At 72.6% G+C, this 17,467-nt stretch carries 16 protein-coding genes; 5 read left to right on the top strand and 11 right to left on the bottom strand.

The window, feature by feature from the left end; genetic code table 11:
• Both HZU84_RS09855 and HZU84_RS09850 read left to right on the top strand, forming a co-directional pair.
• Positions 1-1,015, top strand: a 1,015-nt coding sequence (locus HZU84_RS09855) for a type I glutamate--ammonia ligase (protein ID WP_180692877.1), incomplete at its 5' end; no start/stop codon positions are given.
• Between the two features lie 124 nt (positions 1,016-1,139).
• Complete coding sequence (locus HZU84_RS09850) at positions 1,140-1,970, top strand: DUF481 domain-containing protein (protein ID WP_149502182.1); 831 nt, start codon at positions 1,140-1,142, stop codon at positions 1,968-1,970.
• Here the strand turns inward: HZU84_RS09850 and pncB are convergent.
• The gene (gene pncB / locus HZU84_RS09845; RefSeq protein ID WP_149502181.1) at positions 1,954-3,165 is read right to left on the bottom strand and encodes a nicotinate phosphoribosyltransferase; all 1,212 of its coding nucleotides are present in this window, start codon (positions 3,163-3,165) and stop codon (positions 1,954-1,956) included. The genes HZU84_RS09850 and pncB overlap by 17 nt on opposite strands.
• Positions 3,162-4,013, bottom strand: coding sequence for a cysteine hydrolase family protein (locus tag HZU84_RS09840; RefSeq protein ID WP_149502179.1), 852 nt, complete (start codon positions 4,011-4,013; stop codon positions 3,162-3,164). Before HZU84_RS09840 ends, pncB begins: the two co-directional genes overlap by 4 nt.
• Positions 4,014-4,114: 101 nt before the next feature.
• Between HZU84_RS09840 and HZU84_RS09835 the strand changes: the two genes are divergently transcribed.
• Positions 4,115-4,789, top strand: a complete 675-nt coding sequence (locus HZU84_RS09835; RefSeq protein WP_149502177.1) for an NUDIX hydrolase — start codon at positions 4,115-4,117, stop codon at positions 4,787-4,789.
• Positions 4,790-4,814: 25 nt separating this feature from the next.
• Here HZU84_RS09835 and HZU84_RS09830 read toward each other — a convergent pair whose 3' ends face one another.
• The 5 genes from HZU84_RS09830 to HZU84_RS09810 all read right to left on the bottom strand — a co-directional run bounded on the left by HZU84_RS09830 (position 4,815) and on the right by HZU84_RS09810 (position 12,587).
• Entirely contained in the window at positions 4,815-6,017 is a 1,203-nt protein-coding gene (locus HZU84_RS09830) for a VWA domain-containing protein (RefSeq protein ID WP_149502175.1), read from the bottom strand.
• Positions 6,007-8,346: a DUF5682 family protein gene (locus HZU84_RS09825; RefSeq protein WP_149502173.1), complete on the bottom strand. Its 2,340-nt coding sequence runs from the start codon at positions 8,344-8,346 to the stop codon at positions 6,007-6,009. Before HZU84_RS09825 ends, HZU84_RS09830 begins: the two co-directional genes overlap by 11 nt.
• A 2-nt stretch (positions 8,347-8,348) precedes the next feature.
• Positions 8,349-9,461 carry an ATP-binding protein gene (locus tag HZU84_RS09820; protein ID WP_149502171.1) on the bottom strand — a complete coding sequence of 371 codons (1,113 nt, stop codon included), beginning with the start codon at positions 9,459-9,461 and terminating at the stop codon, positions 8,349-8,351.
• Between the two features lie 64 nt (positions 9,462-9,525).
• On the bottom strand, positions 9,526-11,232 hold the full coding sequence (locus HZU84_RS09815) for a DUF5691 domain-containing protein (RefSeq protein ID WP_180692875.1): 1,707 nt from the start codon (positions 11,230-11,232) through the stop codon (positions 9,526-9,528).
• The gene (locus HZU84_RS09810) at positions 11,229-12,587 is read right to left on the bottom strand and encodes an SWIM zinc finger family protein (RefSeq protein WP_149502168.1); all 1,359 of its coding nucleotides are present in this window, start codon (positions 12,585-12,587) and stop codon (positions 11,229-11,231) included. The genes HZU84_RS09815 and HZU84_RS09810 overlap by 4 nt, the downstream gene beginning before the upstream one ends.
• Positions 12,588-13,010: 423 nt before the next feature.
• On the opposite strand from HZU84_RS09810, the gene HZU84_RS09805 reads away from it, so the two are divergent.
• A complete protein-coding gene (locus HZU84_RS09805; protein WP_180692873.1) occupies positions 13,011-13,751 on the top strand; it encodes a hypothetical protein in 741 nt (246 codons plus the stop codon).
• A gap of 101 nt (positions 13,752-13,852) precedes the next feature.
• On the opposite strand, the gene HZU84_RS09800 is transcribed toward HZU84_RS09805, so the two are convergent.
• Positions 13,853-14,941: a CaiB/BaiF CoA transferase family protein gene (locus tag HZU84_RS09800; RefSeq protein WP_180692872.1), complete on the bottom strand. Its 1,089-nt coding sequence runs from the start codon at positions 14,939-14,941 to the stop codon at positions 13,853-13,855.
• Between the two features lie 263 nt (positions 14,942-15,204).
• On the opposite strand from HZU84_RS09800, the gene HZU84_RS09795 reads away from it, so the two are divergent.
• Entirely contained in the window at positions 15,205-15,471 is a 267-nt protein-coding gene (locus HZU84_RS09795) for a hypothetical protein (protein ID WP_149502162.1), read from the top strand.
• Between the two features lie 15 nt (positions 15,472-15,486).
• On the opposite strand, the gene rpe is transcribed toward HZU84_RS09795, so the two are convergent.
• The 3 genes from rpe to HZU84_RS09780 form a co-directional block, all read right to left on the bottom strand.
• Positions 15,487-16,179, bottom strand: coding sequence for a ribulose-phosphate 3-epimerase (rpe, locus tag HZU84_RS09790; RefSeq protein ID WP_149502160.1), 693 nt, complete (start codon positions 16,177-16,179; stop codon positions 15,487-15,489).
• Positions 16,180-16,246: 67 nt separating this feature from the next.
• Complete coding sequence (locus tag HZU84_RS09785) at positions 16,247-17,002, bottom strand: SDR family oxidoreductase (RefSeq protein WP_149502158.1); 756 nt, start codon at positions 17,000-17,002, stop codon at positions 16,247-16,249.
• Positions 16,999-17,421, bottom strand: a complete 423-nt coding sequence (locus tag HZU84_RS09780) for a dihydroneopterin aldolase (protein WP_180692871.1) — start codon at positions 17,419-17,421, stop codon at positions 16,999-17,001. The genes HZU84_RS09785 and HZU84_RS09780 overlap by 4 nt, the downstream gene beginning before the upstream one ends.
• Positions 17,422-17,467 lie beyond the last annotated feature (46 nt).

Genomic DNA, 17,467 nt, shown 5'->3' with positions numbered 1-17,467 from the left:
CAGCGTGCTGTCGCCGCGCGCCGCGCTGCGCCGGGTGCTGGCGCGGCTGGCGGCGGCCGGGCTGCGCGCCACCGTCGCGCCGGAGCTGGAGTTCTTCCTGGTCGAGCGCAGCGCCGACGGCGGCCTGCGCCCGGCCGGCGTGCCCGGGGGCGCGGGCGCACGCGAGCATGCGCTGGAGATCGCCTCGCTGGAGCGCACCGCGATGTTCGCGCCCTACTTCGACGCGCTGTTCGACGCCTGCGCGGCGCAGCGCATCCCGGTCACCGGCCACGGCCACGAGTCGGCGCCGGGCCAGTACGAGGTCAACTTCGCGCCGGGCGAGCCGCTGGCGATGGCCGACGCGGTCTGGCGCTTCAAGCGCCTGGCGCGCGAAACGGCGGTGCGCCACGGCTTCCTGGCCAGCTTCATCGCCAAGCCCTTCGCCGACCAGCCCGGCACCGGCATGCACTGGCACGCCAGCCTGCAGCATGCCCACGGCCCGCACGCCGGCCTGAACGCCTTCGTCGACGCGCAGGGCCGCGACCGGCCGCAGCTGGCGCATTTCATCGGCGGGCTGCAGGCGCATGCGCCGGCGGCGATGGCGCTGCTGGCGCCGTGGGCGCATTCCTTCGAGCGGCTGCGCCGCAGCGACGCCTCGCCGACCGACGCCCGCTGGGGCGACGACGACCGCGCGGTCGCCTTCCGGCTGCCGGCCTCCAGTCCGGCCAACCGCCGCATCGAGCACCGCCTGCCCGGCGGCGACGCCAGCCCCTACCTGACGCTGGCCTCGATGCTCGGCACCGGGCTGCTGGGCCTGCAGGGCGAACTGCCGCGCCAGGACCGCGGCCCAGCGCTGCCGCGCACGCCCCGGGACGCGCTCGACGCGCTGCACGCCAGCGCCGCGCTGCGCGAGCTGCTCGGCGAGGTGCTGGTCGATCTCTTCGTCGCGCAGCGCCGCCACGAGCTGGACGAGCGCGCCGCGCTGGCCGATCCGCACCGGGACTGGGACCTGCGCCATCTGGTCGAGCAGGCCTGAAGCCTGAGGTCCGCGGCCGGAGCCGGCAATCCTTCGCGCCGGGTCCGGAAAATGCCATCGCGTTGCGGATTCGAACCACTTTTGCACTTCAGTCCGGCGCGGGCACGGCGCAGCATCCGCGCCCATGAAGACGCCGCCTGCCACCCTCCCCGCCTCGCCACGCTGGCTGCCGGTGCTGACGGCCGCGGCCGTCCTGTGCACGCTGCCCGTCACCGCCGCCGCGACGCCGCCCACCGCAGCGCCGCCACCGCCCGCACCGGCGGCCGAGCCCGACTCGAAGTTCAACCTCTCGCTGCACTACACCACCACCCGCACGACGAACTTCGCCGGCCGGCGCTGGGGGCTGCAGGGCAGCTGGCTGCACCGCGCGCCGCAGGACGAATGGAGCGGCGAGTTCCGCACCCAGCGCGAGGCCGTCGCGCTGAACGGCAGCGATTCGACGCTGAAGGTCGACGAGATCGACACCTTCGTGAAGTGGCGCCGCGACCTGGCCGCGCTGGACGACCCGCCGCGCGAGGGCGCCTCGACCTACTACACCTACCTGTCGCCGCGGCTGCGGCGCAACCGCTTCGGCTATTTCTCGTCGTCGCAGGCGGTGCGCGCGGGAGCGGGCCGACGCTTCGCGCCGCTGGACGACCTGAGCCTGAGCCTGGAATTCGGCCCCGGCCTGCGCCTGGGCCGCGCCCGCAGCGGCGAGAACATCCGCGAGGGGGTGCTGACCGCCAGCTCGCAGCTCGACTACCGCGTCAGCGACAGCACCCAGCTGCGCCTGGCGCTGATGAGCGAGCGCTCCAGCCGCGAGCACTACCAGACCGCGGTGGCCACGCTGCGCAACCGCGTCAGCCGCCATGTCTGGCTGAAGTACGAGCTGAGCTACCGCAAGGCGCTGCCGATGGACACGCTGCAGCCGGTCGGCGAGACCCGCTTCGACGCCGGCCTCAGCTGCCAGTTCTGACGCCGAACACCTGGCGCAGATAGGCCAGGAAGCCCGCGTCGTCGCACAGCGCCTTGCCCGGCGTGTCGCTGATCTTGGCCACCGGCTGGCCGTTGACCCGCACCAGCTTCATGACGATGTTCAGCGGCGTCGGGCCCAGGTCGTTGCTGAGCTGGGTGCCGATGCCGAAGCCGGTGCGCACCCGGTCGGCGAAGTGGCCGTGCAGCGACAGCGCCTGCTCCACCGTCAGGCCGTCGGAGAACACCAGCCGGCGGGTGCCCGCGTCCAGCCCCAGCGCAGCGTAGTGCGCCAGCGCCTTCTCGCCCCAGACGACCGGATCGCCCGAGTCGTGGCGCAGCCCGTCGAAGAGCTTGGCGAAGTAGAGGTCGAAGTCGGCCAGGAAGGCGTCCATGCCGATGACATCGGTCAGCGCGATGCCGAGGTCGCCGCGGTACTCCTGCACCCAGTCCTCCAGCGCCGCCTTCTGGAAGTCGCGCAGCCGCACGCCCAGGCCCTGATAGGTCTGCAGATACTCGTGCGCCATCGTGCCGATCGGCGTCAGGCCCAGCGTGCGCGCCAGGTGCACGTTGGAGGTGGCGCGGCACACGCCGGGCAGCCGCGCGGCCAGCGTCTCGAGCATCTCGCGCTGCCAGTCGGCCGAGAAGCGCCGGCGCAGGCCGAACTCGAACAGCTCGAAGGGAAATCGCCGCGCCGCCGCCGGGTCGGCCGCCGCGCGCTGCAGTTGCTCGATCTTGGCCGCCAGCCGGCGCCGGCCCTCCTCGCGCACCGCCGGGCGGTCGAGGCGGCGGAAATGCAGCTCGTTGACGATCGCCAGCACCGGGATCTCGAAGCCCATCACATGGACCTGCGGCCCGCGCGCCTCGATGCACAGCCGCTCGCCCTCGGTGCGCACCGAGATGAAGTCGCGCTGGAAGCGGAAGATGCGCAGGAAATCGACGAAGTCCGGCCGGATGAAGCGCAGCCGGCCCAGCCAGTCCAGCTCGGCGGCGGTGAAGGACAGCGCGCACAGGTGGTCCAGCTCGGCCTCGACCTCGGCGCGCAGCTCAGCCAGCGGGAAGGCGGCCGCCTGCGGATTGCGGCAGACGAAGCGGTATTCGGCCTGCGTGGCGGGGTGGCGGTGCAGCAGCGCCTGCCACATCGTCAGCTTGTAGAGGTCGGTCTCCAGCAGGCTGGAGAGCACCGGGGCGCGGCTCATGGCAGCACCTCGCTCAGCACCTCGGCGCAGGTGGCCAGCCGCAGGCCGCGGCGCGCCATGTCGGCGAAGAAATCGGCCTGATGCGCCTCGAAGCCGGCGACCGAACTGATCGCGTCGGTCAGCAGCGTGATGCGCGCCAGCCGCTCGGGCGTGGCGTCGGGCAGATGGTCCACCAGATGCTCGACGGTGGCACGCACGCAGTGGCTGCCGGCCTCGCCGGCGATCAGCAGCCGGCCCGGGCCGTCCAGCCGGGCGATCAGCGCGCGGTTCAGGCCGGTGTCGGGATCGTCCGCATCGGGCACCTCGGCCTGCAGCGCGCTGTAGTGCTCGGTCCACGGGTTCAGGCCCTTGAAGACGACGTGGCTCGCGCGCTGGCGGCGCAGCTCCCACTCGGCGCAGGCCTCGCGCACGGCCGCATGCAATTGATGGCCCCAGGTGCCCAGCTCGCAGTGCACCGGCCAGACCATCAGCGTGTAGCGGCCCTGAGCTTCGAGCGCGTCGAGATAGGCCAGCACCCGCGGCAGCGCGGCCGGGTCGCGCGGCTGGAACTGGCCGGCGCGCACCTGCGCGGCGGTGATCGGCGTGAACGGCGCGACCTCCTGCCCCGGCGCGTGCGCCCACCAGAAGCCGGGATGCGCGATGTCGCGGCGGTGGTGGGTGTCGAGCGTCAGCGTGAGCGCGTCGATGCGGTCGGCCGCGCGGCGCAGCAGCTCGGCCACCCGGCGCAGGTCGGCGTCCGCGCCCGGCACCGGCAGGGCGGGCGTGCCCTGCGCACTGGCGGGCAGGTCGCAGAAGTCGTTCTGCGCATCGATCAGCAGGAGGTGCAAGGCAGGCAGGTTCGTCGTCATGGTGGACACGATAAGCCACTTAGTACAACATTGCAACTAAGTCGATTCCATCCCTGCACGCCTTCATGAATCCGCCCGCCCCTCCGCCCGAAGCCGCCGCCATGCCCATCCTGTGCACCGTCGACGTGGTGCTGCTGACGCTCAATCCGCAGCTGCAGGTCGCGCTGCTGCCGCGCGACCGCGCGCCGCTGGCCGGTGCGCTCGCGCTGCCCGGCGGCTTCATCCATGCCGACGAGGATGCCGACCCGCTCGCCGCGGCCGCCCGCATGCTGCGCGCCAAGACCGGGCTGGACTGCCCCTACCTGGAGCAGCTCGCCACCTTCGGCGGGCCGGGGCGCGATCCGCGCGGCTGGTCGATCTCGGTGGCGCATGTGGCGCTGGTGCCGGCCGACCTGCTCGCGCGCGGCGCGGCCGGCCTGCGCTGGCATCCGGTCGACGCGCTGCCGGCGCTGGCCTTCGACCATGCGCAGATCGTGGCGCAGGCGGTGGCGAGGGTGCGCTCGAAGAGCCAGTACTCGTCGCTGCCGGTGCATCTGTGCGGCGAACGCTTCACGCTGCCGCAGCTGCAGGCGGTCTACGAGGCGCTGCTGGGCGAGCCGCTGAACAAGGTGAGCTTCCGGCGGCGCATCGACGAGATGGACCTGCTCGAGCCCATCGAGGGCGAGCGCACCGGCGGCGCGCACCGCCCGGCGCAGCTCTGGCGCCTGAAGGACCGCCGCCGCGGCGCGCTGACGCTGACCGACCGGCTGCTCGGCCCCGCCGTGCTCGCGCCATGAAGCCGGGGCGCATGCCGCGGGCGTGTCAGGCCCGGCTCGTCACCAGCCCCTGCTGCGCCGCCCAGCCCGCCACATCCTCGCGCCGGATCGCCGCCGCCATCAGGCCCGGAAACGCGTCCGGCGTGCACGCGAACGACGGCACGCCCAGGCCAGCGAGCTTCGCGGCGATCTGGCGGTCATAGCTCGGCGCGCCCTCGTCGCTGAGCGCCAGCAGCGCCACGCACTGCACGCCCGAGCCAACCAGCTCGGCGGCGCGCTGCAGCAGGCGCTGCTCGACGCCGCCCTCGATCAGGTCGGAGATCAGCACGAAGATGGTGTTGCGCGGATCGCGGATCAGGCCCTGGCAGTAGGCCACCGCCTGGCCGATGTCGGTGCCGCCGCCGAGCTGCACGCCGAACAGCAGCTCGACCGGATCGTCGAGCTGGTCGCTGAGGTCGACCACCTCGGTGTCGAACACCACCAGCTTGGTCGACACCGCCGGCAGCGAGGCCAGCACCGCGCCGAAGATGCTCGAATAGACCACGCTGGCGGCCATCGAGCCGCTCTGGTCGATGCACAGGATGACCTCGCGCTGCGGCCGGCGCGACTTGCGGCCGTGGCCGTGCAGCCGCTCCGGAATGACGGTGCGCAGCTCGGGCTGCCAGTGGCGCAGGTTGGCGCGGAGGGTGCGGTGCCAGTCGATCTCGCTGTGGCGCGGGCGGCGGTTGCGGGTGCTGCGGTCGAGCGCGCCGGTCACCGCCGAGCGCAGCGGCTCCTCCAGCCGCTTCATCAGCGCGTCCACCACCTGGCGCACCACGCGACGCGCGGTCTCCTTCGTTCCGGCCGGAATCGCGCGCGACAGCGACACCAGGCTGGCGACCAGATGCACGTCGGGCTGCACCGCCTCGAGCATCTCGGGCTGCAGCAGCATCTCGTTCAGGTGCAGGCGCTGCAGCGCATCCTTCTGCATCACCTGCACCACCGAGGCCGGAAAGTACTGGCGGATGTCGCCCAGCCAGCGCACCACCGTCGGCGCACCGCGCCCCGAGCCGCCGACGCGGGCGCTGCCACCGCGGCCGGGTCCGTCGGCGTCGTAGAGCGCGGCCAGCGCGCGGTCCATCTCCAGCGCGGCGCCGCTCGGCTTGCCGCAGCTCGCATCGGCCTCGTCGCCCAGCACCAGGCGCCAGCGCTGCTGCCGATCCAGGCTCGGCGGAGGGGCGGACAGGGAGGTCTCGGCGTCAGCGGACATCGGGGGGGTTCTCCATCGAGGAAACGGCCTCGGGCGGCAGGCCGAGCAGCCGGTGCAGCAGCGGCAGCGCCTGCGCGAACCGCCCGACCTGCCACGGCGGCGCGGCGTCGGCTGGCGCGGTGTCGGCCGGCGCCTCGGGCGGACGCGCGGCGCGCTCGGCGATCGAGCGGCGCTCGCTGCGGCTGAAGTCGGCGAAGGTGCGGCGCACCAGCGGCAGCACCTGCTGGAAATGGTCGTCGCCCAGGCGGCTCAGCCAGCCGTCGACCAGCGCCCACAGCCGCGCGTCGTGCAGCAGCACCAGCGCATTGCGGTTCAGGAAGCCTTCCAGCCAGGCCGCCGCCGCGCCCGGCTCGGTCGCGCGCGAGAGCTGCAGCGCCAGCGCGGTGCCGGCCGCCTCGGCATCGAGCACACCGTCGTCGAGCAGCAGCCGCGTCGCCACGCCGCGCAGCAGCGGCGCGGCGCTCTGCGCGCCGGCCAGCGCCGCCAGCGCGCGGCGCCAGTCCTGCGTCTGCGCCTCGCCGTCGCGACGCGCCACCGCCGCATGCGCGGCCAGCAGCGGCTCGCGCAGCGCCTGCGCCGCATCGGCGTCGAGCGCCGCGCAGCCCAGCGGCAGGCCGATCGCGGCGCGCTCGATCAGCCGGTCGAGCACCCGGCCGACCTGGCTCGTGTCGGTCTGGCGCACGTCGCCGTAGCGGAAGACCTGCGCCAGCGGCGGCAGCGCGCGCAGCAGCTCGCCGACATCGCCGCTGACCGCCGCGAGCCGGTCGAGCGCCTGCGTCACCGCCGCGACCGCGCCGGGCAGGTCGGCACGCAGCACGTCGTCGACCTGCGCCGCCAGCGCCGCCAGCCGCGTCTCGTCGCGCACCTGCTCGGCCACCCGCGCGCTGGCGGCGGCCTCGACCGTCGTGCCCCAGCGGCTGGCCTCGATCAGCGTGATGGCGCATTCGGGCTCCCAGCGCAGCCGCCAGTCCTCGTGGAAGCTGCCGCGTGCGCCGCGGCTGCCGCGCTCGGGCACGCCCCAGTCGAGGCCAAGCAGCCGCAGCCGGTGCAGCAGCCGGCTGCGCGCCAGATCGTTCGGTTCGCGCAGGTCGAGTTCGAGCCGGCGCTCGGCCACCTCGGCCTTCAGGCGCAGGCGCTTCTGCTGCTGCTCGACATCACGCTGCAGCGGCACCACCGGCACGTCGGCCGGCACCGTGCCGAGCGCGTCGCCGACATGCAGCGCCGGCGCGATCAGCCCGAGCACCGCGTCGTCGCCCTGGCCGATGACGCTGCGCACCGCCTCGTCCAGCTCGGCCAGCCCCGGCGCGCCGTGGCCGCGCAGCGCCGCCAGCGCCTCGGCCAGCCGGATCGCCTCGATCACATGCGCGCTGGAACAGTCGATCTCGTGCGCACGCAGCAGCGCGGCCACCCGGGCCAGCCAGCCGGCGGCGCGCGGGTGGCGGCCGGGGTCGTGCTGCCAGAGAAAGTCGTACCAGCCGGGCGAGGCGACGCCCGCGCCATAGCTGTGGCGCGTCAGATGCCGGTGCGACCACGGCACCCAGGTCGCCTGCACCTTCAGCTTCGGCAGGCCCTTGAGCAGCGCCGCATCGGCCTTGACCGAGGAGACGCCGTCCTGCAGCGCCGGCACATGCCAGGCGCCGCAGACCACCGCGATGCGCGCGAAGCCCTCCTTGCGCGCCGCGCGCAGGCTCTGGCGCATGTGGGCCTCGCGCTGCGCCTCGCGCGCGGGCAGCGGCGTCTCGGCGTCGGCGTGGCGGCGCAGCTCGGTCATCACCTCGGCGATGGCGGCGAAGATGTCGGCGTCCTCGCCGCGCTCCTCGATCCAGCGGTTCCACCAGCTCTCGCCGTCCGGATGGCCGTCGGCGCGGGCGAAGTCGTCGAAGGGGTCGCCGCGACCTCGAAGGCCCCCCTCCCGGCCTCCCCCCGCTGGGGGGAGGAGATCGGACGCAGCGCCATCCTGTCTTTCTCCCTCCCCCAGCGGGGGAGGGTCGGGGAGGGGGCCCGCATCCAGCGCCAGCGCATGCGCACGCGGCAGGTCGATGAAGCGCGCCGCCACGCCCGCGCCGGCCGCCCAGCGCAGCGCCTGCCACTCCGGCGAGAAGCGCGCGAACGGGTAGAACACCGCCCGCCCCGGCTCGTCCTGCGCATGGACCAGCAGCGCCACCGGCGGCACCAGCGCCGCGTCGGCCAGGTGCGGCAGCAGCGCGTCGGCCTCCGGCGGGCCCTCGACCAGCACGCAGTCGGGCGCCCACGCCTCGAACGCGCGCACCAGGCTGCGCGCACAGCCCGGCCCGTGGTGGCGGATGCCGAAGAAGCGGACCTCGGCCATGGTCAGCCGTGCGCGCGGCAGGCGCGGTAGAGGTCCTTCCAGCCGTCGCGCTCCTTGACGACCGTCTCCAGGTATTCCTGCCAGACCACCGCATCCTGCACCGGATCCTTGATGACCGCGCCCAGCAGCCCCGAGGCCAGATCGGCCGCGCCGACCACGCCGTCGCCGAAATGCCCGGCCAGCGCCATGCCGTTGCCGACCACCGAGATCGCCTCGGCGGTCGAGAGCGTGCCGCTCGGGCTCTTCAGGCGCGTCTTGCCGTCCTCGGTCTGGCCGTTGCGCAGCTCGCGGAAAATCTGCACCACGCGGCGCACCTCGCGCAGCGCTGGCGGCTCGGCCGGCAGGTCGAGCGCGCGGCCCATCTCGGTGACCCGCTTGACGACAATCGCCAGCTCCTCCTCCTCGCTGGCCGGCACCGGCAGCACCACGGTGTTGAAGCGGCGCTTGAGCGCGCTCGACAGCTCGTTGACGCCCTTGTCGCGGTTGTTGGCGGTGGCGATGACGCTGAAGCCCCGCACCGCCTGCACCTCGACGCCGAGTTCCGGCACCGGCAGCGTCTTTTCCGACAGCACGGTGATCAGCGTGTCCTGCACGTCGGCGGGAATGCGCGTCAGCTCCTCGATGCGGGCGATGCGGCCGCCGCGCATCGCGTTCATCAGCGGGCTGGGCACCAGCGCCTTCTCGGACGGGCCGTGCGCCAGCAGCTCGGCGTAGTTCCAGCCGTAGCGCAGCTGTTCCTCGCCGGTGCCGGCGGTGCCCTGGATCAGCAGCGTCGAGTCGCCGCTGACCGCCGCGGCCAGATGCTCCGACACCCACGACTTCGCGGTGCCCGGCACGCCGTAGAGCAGGAGGCCGCGGTCGGTCGCCAACGTCGCCACCGCGATCTCGATCAGCCGGCGCGCGCCGATGTACTTGGGCGTGACGACGAAGCCGTCGTCCAGCGTGCCGCCCAGCAGGTAGGTCACGACCGCCTGCGGCGACAGGCGCCAGTTCTCGGGGCGCGGGCGGCGGTCGGCGCGGGCCAGCGCGTCGAGTTCCTCGGCGTACTGCTGCTCGGCATGGCGGCGCAGCACGGTCGAGGCGGAGAGAGCGGCAGGGGCAGCGGTGTCGGTCATGTCAGGGCGATCCAGTGCGGGAAGCAAGGCGGGAAGCGGTACGGGAAGAGCGGTACGGAGAAGATCAGCCAGCGGGGGCCGCGGGCAGCGCCTCCAGGGCGCGGCGCAGCGCGGCGATGCGCTGCAGCCGGGCGTGCAGCGTGGTGCGCTGCTGCTGCGCCCAGCTGACTGCGGCGTCGGTCGGGTTCACCGGCTCGGGCAGCGCCTCGACCCGGCCCGGCACGCCGGCCGGCAGCCAGGCCAGCAGCGCCGGCGCGCGGCCGAGCCAGTCGTTGCAGCGCCGGTCGTCGAGCTGGCCGGCGCACAGCGCCGACCACTGCGCCTCCAGCACCGCGCCCAGCTCGGCCAGGAAGGCGGCGTCGAGCACCGACTCGGCCGGATCCGGCACGCCGGCCAGCGCCGCCTGCTCGCAGACCAGGACGATCTCGCCGGCCACCTCGACCGGATCGCCGGCCAGGCGCGCGCGCCACAGCGCGGTGCGCTGCGCGGGCGGCAGGCGCCGACGCAAGGCCGCCTGTTCGCTGACCGACACGCCGCGCGCGTCGCGGCCGAGCACCGCCAGCAGCCATTCGACCTCGACCGGCGCCAGCGCCGCCGGGTCGTCCGGCAGCGCCTGCGCCGCCTCGAACCAGCCGCGCCGCAGCGCGTCCTTCCAGTCCGTGCCCTTGGCCCAGGCCATCAGATCGGCCGGCGTCAGGCCGGTGCGCGTGGTCCAGAAGCTCAGCGGCGTCAGCCGCACCAGCTGGAACAGCCACCCGCCGCGCTCGCCGAGCCCGTCATGGCGCGGGCGCTGCAGGTCCAGGCCGTGCGCCTTCCAGTCGGCGCCCTCGGCGGCCGGCGGCTCGATCGTCCAGCGCCGCTTCAGGCCCAGCCAGGCCGATTCGCTCTTCAGCAGCGCATCCCACTGCGCCGCCAGCCAGCCGGCCTGCGCGCTGTCCGGCAGGCGCTGCAGCAGCCGCGCGGCCACCGCGCGCACCTCGCCGCCGCGGTCGCGCTGCAGCAGGCGCATCAGCAGCGGCTCATCCGCCATCGACAGGCCGACCGCCAGCGCCTCGACCAGCTGGGCGCGCTCGGCGGCGGCGAGCTGGCCCAGCTCGGCCTCCAGCCGCGCGCGCGCCGCCACCGGATCCTGCGCCCGCGCGTGGCGCAGGAAGGCGAGCCGGGCGGTCAGCGTGCCGTCGCTCCAGTCGGCCTCGGTCGGCTGCGCCGGCGCCTCGCCAAGCTGGCGCCAGCGTGGCTGCTGGCGGATCAGCCAGGCGCCGCGCTCGCCGATCACCGCGCCGACCGCCGCGCGCAGCGCGGGCTCGCGCTGCGCCAGCTCCAGCGCCTGCGGCAGCAGCGCCGCCGGCAACCGCCAGCCACGCTCGGCCAGCCGGCGCAGCATCGTGTGGCGCAGACCGATCGGCCAGTCGTCCTGCAGCAGCGTCTCGACCACCGCCCGGCTGCTCGGGTCCGCCAGCGCGGGGCGGCGCTCCGGGCGCGCGCCCGGCTGCTCCGCGGCGGGGGTCTCGGCCGCCTCGGCCGGCAGCGCCAGCCCGTCCGCGCCGATCCGGGCCGCCAGCGCCAGCACGCCGGCCGCGCGCAGCAGCACCGCCGCGTCCTCGTCCGGCGTGGCGGCCAGCGCCGCCATCAGTCCGTTCAGCGGCGCCGGTGCGGCCGACAGCGCGGCCCGCCAGCCCGGCGCGCGCTCGGTGCCGACCAGCGCCGCCGGCAGCAGCCGCTCCAGCGCGGCCGACACCGCCGCATCCGGCATCACACCCGTCGTGCTCATCGCCCTGCTCCTTCGCCGCGCCCGAGCTGCCAGGCGTCATCGCCCCGCAGCGTCAGCAGCCGCAGCGTCTCGCCATTCCATTCGCCGCTCGCCTGCACCGGTGCGCCGCCGCCGACCGCCAGCAGCGTCAGCACCTGGTCGGCCGGCACCCGCAGCGGCAGCGCCCGGCCCTGCGGCCCGAGCAGGCAGAGCTGCTCGCCGTGCAGCCGCAGCACGCCCTGCAGCGCCAGCGGCCACAGCGGCAGCCACGGATGCGCGGCCATCGCGGCGGCCGCGCGGTCCAGCTCGGCGGTCCAGTCGCCCGCGTCGGGCGGCGGCGCGGCCTCGGCCGGGCCGCGCTGCTCGACCAGCGCCCGCAGCGGCGCCGCCGACGGAAAGAACACCAGCCGGCCCGCGCGCACCTGCCCGCTAACCCACGGCATGTCGAAGCCGGCGGTGCCGTGGCTGAAGTCGAGCAGCAGCGCGCGCCGGCCGCTGTCCAGGCCCTGCAGCCAGACGCGGCGCTCGACCAGCCGGCCCTCGCGCTCCTCGACGATCTGGCCGAGCACCGCCCAGCGGTCGTCGACCGCCTCGCCGCGCGCCAGCACCTCGTCGAGCTCCAGCGGCCAGCCGAGCGTGGCGCGCACATCGGCGCGCTCGGCCTCGCTCAGCGCGTCGCGCCGCGCCACCGCGTCGATCAGCAGCTGCAGCCGCCCCAGCCGCGCCAGCAGCCGTGCCGGGGCATCGACCTCGGCGCCGGCGGCCTGCAGCCAGCCGGCCAGCGCGCCGGCCTGCGCATCGACCAGCCGCGCGCCCATCGTGCGCCACTCGGCCGCGCCGCCGGCCGGCGGCGTCGCCAGGCCCTGGCTCACCCGCTCGGCCAGCCAGCGCGACAGCTCCTGCAGGCCGGCCTCGATGCGCTGCCAGCGTTTCGCCTGCCGGGCGGTGGCGTCGGCGCTCGCGGCCGGCGGCGCGGCGTCCTCGCCCGCGGCCGCGGCGGCCTGGCGCTGCTCCTGCTTCTGGACGTCCTTCTGCGCCTGCTTCTCGGCGCGCTCGCGCCGGCCGTCCAGCCAGGCGCTGACCCACGCGGGCGGCGCGCCGGTGGTGCTGAAGCGCTGCGGCTCCTGCGCGCGCATCAGCAGCAGCGCCAGCCCGTGCTTGCACGGGAACTTGCGGCTCGGGCAGCTGCACTTGAAGACCGGGCCGCTCAGGTCGACCTGGGTCTGATAGGGCTTCGAGCCGCTGCCCTGGCATTCGCCCCAGGCGGCCTGCGCGTCATGGCCCAGCAGCGGCCACTTCGCCGGGGAGATCAGCCCGCGCGCCGCCTTGGCGGAGGCCTCGTCAGGCGCAAGGGCCAGCACGGCCTCGCGGGTCAACGCAGTCGATGGTTCGGTCAATCGGACTCCCGGCACCCAGGGTTGCTGAAGTGCCGGGCAGTCTACGCAACGAACTGCCGCGCTGCGCGTGAAGGATGGCGTGGGAAAGGGGCGGATTCGGGGCCGTGCCAGACGGCTTCAGCTTGAGTACGCCAACGGCGCAAGGCGATTGCATTCGCCAGGTAACCGGTTGACTGGTAACAATCCCGCCCGACCTCGACGCGGTCAGATACCATGTAATCATGCCCCTGTGCGCAGCCGGAAGCGACCGCATGAACCAGATCCATCCGCAGGCCCGCACCACGCCGCGCACCGGCCACGCTCGTCGGCACCGGAACTGGGCTCACGGATTCAATCGCTCGCGCCACGGATGAACTCAACCGCCTTGTATTTCAGCATCCAGCAAGCCTGGATATTGCCATGATGGATTTATCACCGAATCAAGGGAAAATCATGCCACTACTTCGTAAAGCTTGGGCACTCACCACTTCTGCTGCTATGGCGTTGATGCCTCATCTCGCTGCGCAAGCGCAAACCACCCAAGGCGCAACGGCGCCTGTTGACCTCTCTCAACATCCGTTGCTGGCTCTCCCTGGAATTCGTTATGCTACTCAGCTGCGGATGAAAATGGTAGAGGTCGTAGAAAACCGTTTACAGGCGCAAGGCAAGACAAAGCGCCAAATCAATGAATTTTTATTAACGGGGAGTGACCCCACTACTGCAGCAGCATCGCTAGCGCTAGATGAGTTAATTAATCCTAATCCGGAAAAATTACCTGAGATACATCAAGGCCGTTTCAAGCAAGCCTCTATTGCTCAGTTAGCTGTTTCTCCTAACAGTGCGCCTGATGTGCCGATGTATAGTTTTGTCATTCCCGTAGCGCAGGCCATGCAAGAGCCTGTGGCTGTATGTGTGGAAATGCCAGTTGGCATGCCCGCCGAGGATGGTAAATACAAAAATTATGAGATTGTTTATCATGGCATGATTATACCGAGTGGCGAGCTAAAAGACATTTCATGGACAGGTGAGCGCACATCATCCTTTAAGCCTGATGGTACTTTCCGCCGCGCCTGCGCAAGCTATGTTTTTGCTGTGGCGAAAAGATTTGATGAATGCCAAAAGGCAGGTGTCACTCAAGATTGCATGAAGCGTCGACCTGAGTAGACTTCTGCCGCACAAGCCCAGCGTGCTGCGGCAGCAAAAAATAATTAATATGCGACCCAGTGACTCAAGTGGCATGACGCCGAGCAACGCCCCGGCCCGCCTCAGCGCAGCGTCAGCGCCGGTGCCGTCAAGCGCTGCATGCCCTCGGTCAGCGTCACCGGCGCCCGCCCGAACAGCGCCTCGTGCGCGCCGAGCACCGGCGTGACGCAGCAGTCCGTGGCCGCGAACCGCTCGACCCACACCGCCAGCGGCTGGCGGGCGATCAGCGCCGCCAGCTCGTCGATCAGCGCCCGCGCGCCCTCGCTGCCCGGCGCTTCTTCGCCCAGGCTCCAGTGCCGCGCCGCCCAGTCGTCGCGCCCGAGCACCGCGCACACGCCCTGCCAGAACTTCAGCTCCAGCGCGCCCACCGCCAGCCAGCCGCCGTCGGCGCAGCGGTAGAGGTTGTAGCAGGGCACGCCGCCGTTGAGCAGCGAGGCGCCGGCCTGCGGCGAACGGCCGTCGGCCAGCGCGTCGGTGCCGAGGATCACCTGGTGCTGGCGCACCGCGTCGGTCATCGACACATCGACCCAGCGCCCCTGCCCCGTCCACTGCGCGCCCAGCACGGCGGCCAGCGTGCCGATCGCCGCGGTCTGCGCGCCGCCGAGCTGGTCGGCGATCTGCAGGTGGCTGAAGACCGGGCGGCCGTCATCGGGCGTGCGCGTCTGGTCGACCACGCCGGCCAGCGACAGGTAGTTCAGGTCGTGCCCGGCCGCCAGCCGCAGCGGCCCCTGCTGCCCGTAGCCGCTGATGCTGGTCAGCACGATGGCCGGATTGATCGCCCGCAGCGCCTCGTAGCCCAGGCCGAGCCGCTCCATCACGCCGGGCCGGAAGCCTTCGACGACCGCATGCGCCTCGCGCACCAGCGCGCGCAGGTGATCGAGCTGCTCGGGCTGCTTCAGGTCGAGCACCAGCCGGCGCTTGCCGTGGTTGACGACGCGGTAGAAGTGCGAGACGCCGTCCTCGCCCGGCCCCATGTAGGCCGCGTCATCGCCCGGCAAGCCGGGGCGCCCGGGCAGCGGCGGCTCGACCTTGAGCACCTGCGCACCCAGATCGGCCAGATGCCGGCAGGCCATCGGCCCGGGCAGCAGCCGCGACAGGTCCAGCACGCGCAGCGGCGCCAGCACCGGCGGGCGGCCATCGCCTTCCTGCATCGACACCCCCGCATGGGCCCGAATCGGAACTGAAGCGTTCCATTGTGTCTGCCAGAAGGAGGTGGGCTGCATGGACTGGGACTTTCGCCGGCATCTGCCGATAAGCACCGCGCAACAGCAACGCCAACTGTGAACGCCAGGCTCGGCGGGCGAGCCTTCGGCATTCAGATGAGGGATCGCCTCGCGGGCCTGGGGTTTCTACAGTGGACACCAAGCCGGATCGTCACCGCACGGCATCGACACAACACAGAGAGGTTCCCCATATGGACAAGACCACGCACAAGCCGGGCGCTGCACCGCCCGCACGCCAGCGCCATCCGTGGCGGCTGGCGGGTCTGCTGATCGGCTCGACGCTGGTGGCCAGCACCGCCGCCGCGATGAACGGCGCGATCGACCTGCCGGTCATCGGCCCGCTGTTCGAGCAGACCGACCGGGTCGATGCCTCGCTGCTCGAGCAGATCGCGCTGGCAGCGGGCGGCCTGCTCGCGCTGGCCTTCATCAGCCGGCGCCGTCGTCCGGGCCGGCTCTGAACGGCAGGGGGCGGCTCAGCGCGCCAGCTCGGCGCGCATCGCGTCGATGACCGCCTTGTAGTCGGGCGCGTTGAAGATCGCGCTGCCGGCCACGAAGGTGTCGGCGCCGGCGTCGGCGATGCGGCGGATGTTGTCGGTCTTGACGCCGCCGTCGATCTCCAGGCGGATGTCGCGGCCCGAGGCGTCGATGATGCGGCGCACCTTCTCGGCCTTCTTCAGCGTGCTGTCGATGAAGCTCTGGCCGCCGAAGCCGGGGTTGACGCTCATCAGCAGCACCACGTCGACCTTGTCGATCACCCACTCCAGCACATCGACCGGCATGTGCGGATTGAAGACCAGACCGGCCTGGCAGCCCTCGGCCTTGATCAGCTGCAGCGTGCGGTCGACATGCGTCGAGGCATCCGGGTGGAAGGTGACGATGTCGGCACCGGCCTTGCAGAAGGCCTGGGCCAGCGCGTCGACCGGCTGCACCATCAGATGCACGTCGATCGGCGCCGGGGTTCCGTCCGGTTTCACGGCGTGCTTCTTCAGCGCCTGGCAGACCATCGGGCCGAAGGTCAGGTTGGGCACGTAATGGTTGTCCATCACGTCGAAGTGGATCCAGTCGGCGCCGGCGGCCAGCACGTTCTTGACTTCCTCGCCCAGGCGGGCGAAGTCGGCAGACAGGATCGACGGGGCGATGCGGTAGGTGGGGAGGGTGGAGCTCATGGCCCGGAATTCTAGGGGCCGAGTAACAGCGCGGTTTCAGGGAAATCGACGGCAGGCCTTCATGCCCTCAGGCCGCCGGCTCCTTCCACTGGCGCAGATGCTGGCCGGCATCGACGAAGATCGTCTGCGCGGTCACCCGGCGGGCGTCCAGCAGCCAGGCCACCGCGTCGGCCACATCGGCCGGATCGACCGCGCCCTGCAGCGGCGTGGCCTGCGCGGCGGCCTCGAAGGCGGCCCGGTCGGCCTCGGGCAGCGGCAGCGTCGGCCCCGGCGCGACCGCATTGACCCGGAACGGCGCCAGCGCCAGCGCCAGGCGCTTCATCGCCGCATGCATCGCGCCCTTGGACAGGCAGTAGCTCAGGAACTGCTCGTGCAGGTTCTCGACGTTCTGGTCCAGCAGCAGCACCGCCTGGCCGCGCGGAAAGGCCTGCGCCAGCGCCAGCATCATCCGCACCGGCGTCTCGTAGTGGACCGCATGGTGCATCTGCCAGCGCGCGCCGGTCACGCTGCTGCGGTCGTCGTTCTCGAAGGCGCTGGCGTTGTGGACCAGCGCGATCTCGGCGCCCTCGCCCACCGTCTCGCGCAGCCGCGCCAGCAGCGCCTCGAAGGAGGCCAGCGCCGCCTCCGGCTCGGCCAGATCGGCCACCCAGATGCCGGGCGAGGCCGCGCCGTGCAGCTCGCGCGCCAGCGCCTCGGCGCGTGCGGCGCCCTGGCGCGCATGCACCAGCACCGTCCAGCCACGCGCAGCCAGCGTGCGCGAGATCACCTCGCCGACTCGCGCATGGCCGCCGGTGACCAGCGCCAGCCGCTGCGGCGCGCTCATGCGCCGGCCTGGGCCCGGCCCCGCGCCACCGCATCGACCTTCATCAGCAGGTCGCGGTCGACATGGGTGAAGAAGCCGATGCTCTCGACACCCTCGTAGCGCTCGGTCTTGCGGATGCGCACGTCGACGCTCTCGACATGCTCGCTCTCGAGCACCCGGCGCGCGATCTTCAGCGCCATCGACTCCTGCAGGATGTGATGGCCCTCGGCGACCGTGGCGGTGATCGCGTCGAGCGCCTGCAGGTAGTCGTAGGGCATCTCGTAGCGGTCGAGATACAGGGCCGGATCGAAGAACAGGTTCACCCGCAGGTCGACGATCGTCTCCTGGGTGACGCCATGCTCGTCGGGCGCGCAGCCGATCTGGGCGCGCGCGCGATAGCCGTTGATCTCGAAATGCGGATTCTGGGTGGGGCTGGGCATGCGGTTTTCTATCATGCCCGGCAACTCCCCGCGCGACGCCGCAGCG

Source organism: Sphaerotilus sulfidivorans (genome assembly GCF_013426975.1).
In the GTDB taxonomy this organism is placed as follows: Bacteria; Pseudomonadota; Gammaproteobacteria; order Burkholderiales; family Burkholderiaceae_C; genus Sphaerotilus; species Sphaerotilus sulfidivorans.
Note: the sequence above shows the minus strand (reverse complement) of the source record. Positions and strands in the feature narration are given on the sequence as shown.